The sequence below is a fragment of the Streptomyces sp. CB01881 genome, from assembly GCF_002953255.1.
Taxonomy (GTDB): domain Bacteria; phylum Actinomycetota; class Actinomycetes; order Streptomycetales; family Streptomycetaceae; genus Kitasatospora.
Map to the genome: position 1 here is coordinate 1577415 of NZ_CP026498.1, position 8771 is coordinate 1586185.

General features: G+C 75.5%; 7 protein-coding genes. 1 reads left to right on the top strand and 6 read right to left on the bottom strand.

The window, feature by feature from the left end:
* Positions 1 to 19: 19 nt before the first annotated feature.
* Positions 20 to 1168 (bottom strand): geranylgeranyl reductase family protein, encoded by a 1149-nt coding sequence (locus tag C2142_RS06910; RefSeq protein WP_241003129.1) that lies wholly within the window; start codon positions 1166 to 1168, stop codon positions 20 to 22.
* A gap of 298 nt (positions 1169 to 1466) precedes the next feature.
* On the opposite strand from C2142_RS06910, the gene C2142_RS06915 reads away from it, so the two are divergent.
* The gene (locus C2142_RS06915) at positions 1467 to 2834 is read left to right on the top strand and encodes a dipeptidase (RefSeq protein ID WP_148641562.1); all 1368 of its coding nucleotides are present in this window, start codon (positions 1467 to 1469) and stop codon (positions 2832 to 2834) included.
* A gap of 40 nt (positions 2835 to 2874) precedes the next feature.
* On the opposite strand, the gene C2142_RS06920 is transcribed toward C2142_RS06915, so the two are convergent.
* The 5 genes from C2142_RS06920 to C2142_RS06940 all read right to left on the bottom strand — a co-directional run.
* Positions 2875 to 3699: a DUF4184 family protein gene (locus tag C2142_RS06920; RefSeq protein ID WP_148641563.1), complete on the bottom strand. Its 825-nt coding sequence runs from the start codon at positions 3697 to 3699 to the stop codon at positions 2875 to 2877.
* 170 nt (positions 3700 to 3869) lie between these two features.
* Positions 3870 to 4937 (bottom strand): NUDIX hydrolase, encoded by a 1068-nt coding sequence (locus C2142_RS06925; RefSeq protein WP_148641564.1) that lies wholly within the window; start codon positions 4935 to 4937, stop codon positions 3870 to 3872.
* Positions 4938 to 5401: 464 nt separating this feature from the next.
* The gene (locus tag C2142_RS06930) at positions 5402 to 6301 is read right to left on the bottom strand and encodes a C40 family peptidase (protein ID WP_148641565.1); all 900 of its coding nucleotides are present in this window, start codon (positions 6299 to 6301) and stop codon (positions 5402 to 5404) included.
* 263 nt (positions 6302 to 6564) lie between these two features.
* Entirely contained in the window at positions 6565 to 7986 is a 1422-nt protein-coding gene (locus C2142_RS06935; protein WP_148641566.1) for an acyl-CoA synthetase, read from the bottom strand.
* Between the two features lie 195 nt (positions 7987 to 8181).
* A partial coding sequence (locus tag C2142_RS06940; RefSeq protein WP_241002424.1) for an electron transfer flavoprotein subunit alpha/FixB family protein occupies positions 8182 to 8771 on the bottom strand: 590 nt, incomplete at its 5' end.

Consider the following 8771-nt stretch of genomic DNA (forward strand, 5'->3'; position numbering starts at 1 on the left):
AGCCCCCCGTCCACCACCGCTACCGCGAGGCCAGCGACGCCAGTTTCCGCGCCGCCCGGTACTGCCGCATCACCTGGGCGAAGGTGGTGTGCCCCTGGGTCGTCCGGGCGAACGCCCGCCAGGCCGGGGCGACCAGGCAGACCGCCGCGTGGAACAGGTACGGCCGGCGCTCGAAGGCGGTCAGCATCAGCTTGCCGGCCCGCATCTCCACGCCCAGCCCGGCCTTGATCGCGAACGCGTAGTTCAGCGCCTCGCGCCGCACCCCGGCCGCGTTGCCCGCCTCGGCCACCTTCACCGCCCACTCGCCGGCCAGCCGGCCCGAGCGCAGCGCGTACGAGATGCCCTCGCGGGTCCACGGCTCCAGCAGGCCGGCCGCGTCACCGGCCACCAGCACGCGGCCCCGGGAGAGCGGCGAGTCCTCGGCCCGGCAGCGGGTCAGGTGCCCCGACTCCACGCTCGGCGGGAAGCCCGCCAGGCCGAGGCGGCGGATGTAGTCGGCCAGGTACTGCTTGGTCCGCTCGCCGTCGCCGCGGGCCGAGATCACCCCGACGGTGAGGCTGCCGGACTCGGTCTTCGGGAAGACCCAGCCGTAACTGCCGGGCAGCGGGCCCCAGTCCAGGTGGATCCGGCCGGCCCAGTCGGCCGCGACCGAGGCCGGGACGGGGATCTCCGCCTCCAGGCCGAGGTCGATCTGGTCGAAGGACACGCCGACGTGCCGCCCGATCCGGCTGGCGCTGCCGTCGGCGCCCACCACCGCGCGCGCCTCGAAGCTGCGCCCGTCGGAGGCGGTGACGACGGCCGTCCGGTGCTCGCCGCCGCGCTGCTCCACCCCGGTGACGGTCACTCCGGTGACCAGCACCGCGCCCGCCTGCTTGGCCGCCTGCACCAGGCGCAGGTCGAACTCGTCCCGGTTGACCAGCCCGAACAGCATCCGCTTCGACCGCCGCGTCCGGGTGAACCGGCCGCCGTAGGCGAAGGTGACGGCGTGCACCCGGTCCTGCAACGGCAGCCGGAAGTCCGGCGGCAGGCTGTCCCGGGACGGGCCGATGATGCCGCCGCCGCAGGTCTTGTAGCGGGGGTGCTCGGCCTTGTCGAGCAGCAGGACGCGGCGGCCCTGCGAAGCGGCGGCGTGCGCGGCCGAGGCCCCGGCCGGTCCGGCGCCGACCACGACGACGTCCCAGACGCCGTCGAGGCCGTCGGGCCCGGGCCCCGCCCGGTCGGGCTGAGGCTCGGACGGCTGTCCGGACGCCGCGGCGTCGAGCGGGCTACGGGGATCGGAGCTTCCGGAATCAGTCACGTCGAGCAATCCTATGCGGCCGGGTGAGCCATCGTCCGCTGCGGCACCCCGAACGTCCACACGAATCCGCGGGCGCCCGTTCGGCTCCGCCTATGATCGGCGGTACCCCCGTCAGCAACCATCCGCCCGGAGTACCCTCCGGACGGACCACCCCTCCCGGAGCACCCGCATGCCACAGCAGCCCCTGGCCGACGCCGTCCGGTCCCTGATGGACCGTGCCCGCACCGACCTCGCCGAGCTGGTCGCCTTCCCGTCGGTCGCCGACCCGCGGCAGTTCCCGGTCGAGGAGTGCGAGAAGGCCGCCCGCTGGGTCGCCGACGCCTTCGCCGCCGAGGGCCTGACGAACGTGCAGCTGCTGGACACCCCCGACGGCACCCAGTCGGTCTACGCCGAACTGCCCGGCCCGGCCGGCGCGCCGACCGTGCTGCTCTACTCCCACTACGACGTCCAGCCCCCGCTGGACGAGTCCGGCTGGCTGAGCCCCGCCTTCGAGCTGACCGAGCGCGACGGCCGCTGGTACGGGCGCGGCGCCGCCGACTGCAAGGGCAACATCCTCATGCACCTGACGGCCCTTCGGGCGCTGCGCCAGGTCCACGGGGACGCCTACCCGGTCGGGCTGAAGATCATCGTCGAGGGCTCGGAGGAGCAGGGCACCGGTGGCCTGGAGCGGTACGCGCAGGCGCACCCCGAGCTGCTGGCCGCCGACGCCATCGTGATCGGCGACACCGGCAACTTCGCGGCCGGCCTGCCCACCGTCACCGCCTCGCTGCGCGGCATGACGGTGGTCGAGGTGGCGATCACCACGCTGGCCGGCAACCTGCACTCCGGTGCCTTCGGCGGCGCCGCCCCGGACGCCCTCCAGGCCCTGGTGAAGGTGCTGGCCTCGCTGCACGACGAGCACGGCGACGTCGCGGTGGCCGGGCTGACCAGCGACCAGACCTGGTCCGGCGTGCAGTACGCCGACGAACAGTTCCGGGCCGACGCCAAGGTGCTGGACGGCGTCGCGCTGACCGGCACCGGCACCGTCGCCGACCGGCTCTGGGCCCGCCCGGCGGTCACCGTCCTCGGCATCGACGCCCCGCCGGTGATCGGCGCCACCTCCTCCGTCCAGGCCTCGGCCAAGGCCCTGGTCAGCCTGCGGGTGCCGCCGGGCACCGACACCGCCGCCGCCCAGAACGCGCTGGTCGCCCACCTGGAGGCCCAGGTGCCGTTCGGCGCGCAGCTCCGGATCGAGCGGCACGGCAACGGCGCGCCGTTCAGCGCGGACACCTCCGGCCCGGCCTACGAGGCGATGGGCGAGGCGATGGAGGAGGCCTTCGGCACCCCGATGGTGGCCTCCGGCGAGGGCGGCTCGATCCCGCTCTGCAACACCCTGCGCACGCTCTACCCGGAGGCCGAGATCGTGCTGATCGGCGTCGAGGAGCCGACCACCCAGATCCACGCGGTCAACGAGAGCGTCGACCCGCTGGAGCTGGAGCGGATGGCGCTGACCGAGGCGCTCTTCCTGCGCCGCTTCGCCGAGTTGCGCAAGGCCTGAGGCCGCCGGGCGGCCGCCGGTCCCGGACCCGCCGCCCCCGTCACACCGGCACCCGCTCGGCCGGCCGCTCCCGGCCCCCCGGGCGGGTGCCGCCGTGCCTCCCCCGGCGTGCCACCGCCGCGTGGACCAGTGCGTACCCGACGGCGCCGACCGCGAGGCCGGCGCCCGCCCCGAAGCAGAACTCGGGGATCAGGTTCCGCCGCAGCGGCGTCAGCCGCTGCACCACCCCGGCCGCCGTCGCCACGCCCAGCGCCGCGACGGCGGCCCGCCGTACCCCGGCCGGCAGCGCCACCGCCGGCCGGGCCGGCTCCACCGCCCGGACCGCCCTCACCAGGTACCCGGCCAGTGCGGCCAGCGCCAGCGCCGAGCTGCCGTACTGCAGCACGGTGTACAGCGGGAGCCCGGCGACCGTGCGGTCCAGCACCGGCAGCAGGGTGACGCCCAGACGGCCCCCGTGGGTGAAGGCGTCCCAGCCGACGTGGGTGGCCGCGCCGAGCGCCGCCGAACCCGCGAACCACGCCGCGTCCACCGCCCCGCGCGCCGCCGTTCCACGCCGCCGGGCGGTCAGCGCCTCGGCCGCGGGTGCCAGGCGGTCGGGCAGCAGCCCCACCAGGGGCCCGCGCAGCAGCGTGTGCCACCCGGCCACCAGGACGCCGGCGATCGCCACGTCCACCGTCGGCACCCCCCACCAACTGTGGGTCGCCCCGCCCAGCCCGTACGCCCCCGGCAGCAGCGACTCGGCGAAGAACGGCACGTCGGGCGCCATCGACCCGGCGACGAGCGCGGAGGCGACCAGCGGCCCGCGCGCCCCCGCCGCACGCAGCAGGGGCAGGACGGCGGCCGGATGGCTGAGTGTGAACGGCATGCCCCCATCCTGCCGTCCCCGGCCCCCACCCGCCGCCCCGGCCCGGCCGACGCCGGACGGGTCAGCCAGGGCCGGCTCCTACGGCCGGCCCACCCGGCCGGCCGCCGTACCCCCGCCGGGGTCCCCGCCCCGTCCGCTACGCCGCGTCGGCCGCCACCCCGCCCCGTCCGCTACGCGGCGTCAGCCGCCCGGGCCAGGCCGAGCGCCGCCCGCCGGCCGGCCTCCAGGTACCGCAGCTCGCCGCTGCGGCGGGCGTCCAACGCGGCGGCGAGCCGGCGGTAGCGGCCCGGCGGCAGCAGGCCGGCCGCCTCCTCCAGGCTGACGAAGCGCCAGCCACGCAGCTCCTCCTGAGGGAGCATCAGGCGCTGGCGGGCGGCGGCGTCCAGCAGGCCGCCGTCGTAGACCAGCCGCAGGCCGCCGCGGCGCGGGCCGGTGCGCGGCTCCCAGTCGACCGCGAGCAGGCGCAGCGCGGCCGGGTCGAGGCGCAGCCCCAGCTCCTCCGCGGTCTCCCGCAGGGCGGCGTCGGTGGGGGCCTCCCCGCACTCGACCACGCCGCCGGGGAACTCCCAGTCCGGCTTGTAGACCGGGTCGACCAGCAGCACCCGGTCCTGCTCGTCGAAGAACAGGACGGCGGAGGCCACGGTGTCGCCGCTCGGGTCGGGGGTCTGGACGATCGGGCAGCGGGCGGAGCCGTCCCGGACGAGCCGGGCGAGCCGGGCGGCGGTCTCGCGCGGGGTCAGGGTGCTGTTGTCGACCAGTCTGGCGTCGCGGCCGAGCCAGCGGCGGGCGGCCAGGTAGCGGGGTACGTGCTCCAGGCACCACTGCCGGATCCGCGCACTGCGTTCGGGGTCGTCGGGGATCTCCTCGCGTTGGGCGATGCGCGCACGCAGGATCGTTTCTTCAGGATCCAGCACGAGGTGGTGCACGGTGATCCCGTTCGAGGCGAGCGCACCGAAGATCTCGTCCCGGTAGTCCTCCCGGAGCAGCGTCATCGGGACGACCAGCGGGCCCGGCACCTCGCCGAGCAGCGCGGCCGCCGTCTCGGGGACGAGCCGGCGCCAGGCCGGCAGGTCCTGGAAGTCCGACACCGTCGCCAGCCGGTCGGCCGGGAGCATCCCGCGCAGCCCGAACCCGATCAGCTCCGGGTCGAAGAGCATGCTGCCGGGCAGCAGCTCCACCAACTCACGGCAGGCACTCGTCTTGCCCGCGCCGAACGTGCCATTGACCCAGACGATCACAACGTCCCCTGCCCCTCGACTTCCCCCGGTGCCGTTCGCACCGGGCGGCGCCCCCGTCAGTCGAACCAGCGCCACCCGAGGTGGTACCCCTGCCGCGCCGGTCCCCATGCCTCCGGACCGGGCCCTCCCAGCGAAGCGTGACCCGCCCCGTGACAGGGGCATGTGCCCAGGCCAGGCGGCCTACCCTACCCGCCGCACGCCCACGCGCCCGCCGGTGCGCACGCCCTCGATCACCGGCGTCAGTCCCCTCCGTACGCGCCCTCTCCACGCCCCACGCGCCCCCTCCGTACCCGACCCCTCCGCACAGGAGGTCGGCCCGCCCGACTTCTCGTGCGGCCGCCGCCCCGCTGACCCCGACGCACCGGACGCCCCCGCACACCCCCGCACGCCCGACGCCCGGGCCGTCCGGGAGACGGTGTGTCTCCCGGACGGCCCGGGCGTCGTGGCACCCGTGCCCGCAGGGCTCAGGGCCGGCCCATGAAGGCGGGGTAGTAGCCGCTGCTGATGCCGGAGATGCGGATGCTGGTGCCCGGCCGGGCGGCCTCCACGTACTGGTTGTTGCCCAGGTAGATCGCCACGTGCTGGATGCCCCGCGCCGTACCGTCGGGCGACCAGAAGAGCAGGTCGCCGCGGCGCAGCTGGCTGGCCCGGACCGGAGTCGTCGCCGCGTACTGGTCGTTGGCCACCCGCGGCAGGTCGATCCCGCCGCGCCGGAAGGCCTGCTGGACCAGGCCGGAGCAGTCGTAGCCGTTCGGCCCGTTTCCGGCCGTGACGAACGGCTTGCCGAGCTGGGCGAGCGCGAACTGCACGGCCGTCTCGACGTCCCCGTCCTCCGCGGGCTCCGCGGAGTCGGCGGACGCCCCGGACGAGGAGCCGGACGAGGAGCCGGACGAGCCCGAGGAGGACCCGCCGGTCCGGTCCAGGTAGATGTCGTAGTGCGAGGTCCAGCGCCACTCGCCCTGGCTGTTCCTGAACCAGTAGCGCGAGCCGTCCCACCCCTGCTTGATACCGCCGGAGGACGAGGACGACGACTTGGCCGCCGAGGTCGAGGATCCCCCGGTCCGGGCCTTGTAGATGTCGTAGTGCGAGGTCCAGCGCCACTGGCCCTGGCTGTTCTTGAACCAGTAGCGCGAGCCGTCCCAGCCGGCGTGGGCCGGCGCGGGCTCGGCGGCCGCGCTGCCCACGCTGGTGCCGAGGCCGATCACGCCCGATCCGGCTGCGATCACGGCCACCATCGCTATCCCCCGACGGACGCGCGCCGCCCGGGAGGGACGGGCGGCACGGGTCCGTCCGTCGGAGGTGGTGGCGTGCTGCCCGGTCTCGTCGTCGGCGGCACCCGGTGCGCCGGTGTTGACGGTCGTCATCCTGCTGTCTTCCTTTGCTGAGCGGGAACTGCGGAACCGTCCTCCGGCCGACATGCCGCGGCTTCCGGTCCTGCGACCTGAAGCCGCGGCATGTGGTCCAGCGATTCGGTTCTGCCTGCGTGTCACGGTAGGCACGCGTCCGCTCACGGCGCGCAGTGGAGTGCGCCAAAGGAAGGGTTCACGGATGGTGAGCGACAAGACGGTCGATCAGGTGAGCGCCCGTCACCGGACGACCGCCCGGCGACCGCCCGGATGACTTTCCGTCACCCGTGTGCCGACTCCGCCAGCAGCTGCTTCTTGAGCACCTTTCCCATGGCGTTCCTGGGAAGTTCGGGTACCAGCACCACCTTGCGCGGCCGCTTGTGCACCGAGAGCCGCTCCGCCACGAAGGCCGTCAACTGTTCCCCCGTCACGGCGCCTTCCGCGATGACGTAGGCGACGACCGCCTGGCCGAGGTCCTCGTCGGGCGCGCCCACCACGGCCGCGTCGGCGACCGCGGGGTGGTCGCGCAGGGCGGCCTCCACCTCGCCGGCGCCGATCCGGTAGCCGCCGCTCTTGATCAGGTCGACGGAGGCGCGGCCGACGATCCGGTGGAAGCCGTCCTCGCCGATCACCGCGACGTCCCCGGTGCGGAACCAGCCGTCCGCCGTCCAGGACTCGGCGTTGGCGTCGGGCCGGTTGAGGTAGCCGGTGAACAGGGTCGGCCCGGCGACCTGGAGCTCCCCGACGCTCTCGCCGTCGGACGGGACGGGCCCGCCGTCCTCGCCGACCAGCCGGGTCCGCACCCCGGTCACGGGCAGGCCGACGCTGCCGGGACGGCGCTCGCCGTCCGCCCTGGTGGAGACGGTGATCAGCGACTCCGTCATGCCGTACCGCTCGATCGGGGCGTGGCCGGTCAGGGCGGCCAGCCTCTCGAACACCGGCACCGGCAGCGGGGCGCTGCCGGAGACCAGCAGGCGGGCGGAGGCCAGCTGCCCGGCGGCCTCCGGGTCGGCGGCCAGCCGGGACCAGACGGTCGGCACGCCGAAGTACAGGCTGCCGCCGGCGGCCGCGTACCCCGCCGGGGTGGGCCGTCCGGTGTGCACCAGCCGGCTGCCGGTGCGCAGGGCGCCGAGCACGCCGAGCACCAGGCCGTGCACGTGGAAGAGCGGCAGGCCGTGGACCAGGGTGTCGTCGGCGGTCCACGCCCAGGCCCCGGCGAGCGCGTCCAGGTCGGCGGCGACGGCCGAGCGGCGGATCATCGCCCCCTTGGGCGCGCCGGTGGTACCCGAGGTGTAGAGCACGAACGCGGTGGCGTCCGGGTCGGGCTCGGCGTGGGTGGTGGCGGAACGCTCCGTCAGGTCCACCGGCAGCCCGGTCACCCCGGCATCCTGCGGCGCCGCGTCGGCGGCCGCATGGGCGAGCAGGACCGCGCCCGAGTCCCGGAGGATGTGCGCGCGCTCCTTGGGGCCGGAGTCGGGCGGCAGCGGCACCACGGGCACGCCGGCCACCAGGCCGCCGACGACCGCGGCGACGGTCTCGGCGGTGGGCCGGGCCAGCACCGCCAGGGCGGGGGCGCCGGCCACCCGGTCGGCCACCGCGGCCGCCGCGCCGAGCAGTTGCTCGCGGGAGAGCGTGTGGCCGTCGATCCGCAGCGCGTCGCCGGAATCGCCGAAGTCGCCCTGAAGTGCCGTCAGGAGTGTCATGCCTCTGCCCTCGCCCTTGCTCGCGGTGTGCGGCCGTGTCACCGCCGGCCGAACCCTCGCCGGTGTGTCACCGCCGGTCCTGTCCCTACCGGTCGTGGGGCCGACTCTACGGGCCGGACGGCGGGCCCCGGAAAGGCCGCAGGGCGCGCCCGGGAGGTCCCGGGCGCGCCCTGCGGCTTCGACGTACGCGGCGGATCAGCCCTTGCGGGCCTTCACCTCGCCGGTGAGCTGCGGCAGCACCTCGAAGAGGTCGCCCACCACGCCGTAGTCGGCCAGCTCGAAGATCGGGGCCTCCGGGTCCTTGTTGACGGCCACGATGGTCTTCGAGGTCTGCATGCCGGCCCGGTGCTGGATGGCGCCGGAGATGCCCGCTGCGATGTAGAGCTGCGGGGAGACCTGCTTGCCGGTCTGGCCGACCTGGTTGCTGTGCGGGTACCAGCCGGCGTCGACGGCGGCGCGCGAGGCACCGACGGCCGCGCCGAGCGCGTCCGCGAGCTCCTCGACCACGCCGAAGCCCTCGGCGGCACCGACGCCGCGGCCGCCGGAGACCACGATGGCGGCCTCGGTCAGCTCGGGGCGGCCGGTGGAGACGCGCGGGGTGCGCGAGACGACCTTGGCGGCGTTGCCGGTGAACGCGACGGTGACGTTCTCGACGGCGCCGGCGGCCGGGGCGGCCTCGGGGGCGACGGCGTTCGGCTTGACGGTGATGACCGGGGCGCCGTGCGACACCGTGGACTTCACCTGGAAGGACGCGGCGAACACCGACTGGGTGGCGACCGGGCCGT

Excerpts from the sequence above, each read along its gene's own strand:
- C2142_RS06930 (WP_148641565.1), bottom strand. The coding sequence starts at position 6,301 with ATGACGACCGTCAACACCGGCGCACCGGGTGCCGCCGACGACGAGACC.
- C2142_RS06920 (WP_148641563.1), bottom strand. The coding sequence starts at position 3,699 with ATGCCGTTCACACTCAGCCATCCGGCCGCCGTCCTGCCCCTGCTGCGT.
- C2142_RS06935 (WP_148641566.1), bottom strand. The coding sequence starts at position 7,986 with ATGACACTCCTGACGGCACTTCAGGGCGACTTCGGCGATTCCGGCGAC.
- C2142_RS06915 (WP_148641562.1), top strand. The coding sequence starts at position 1,467 with ATGCCACAGCAGCCCCTGGCCGACGCCGTCCGGTCCCTGATGGACCGT.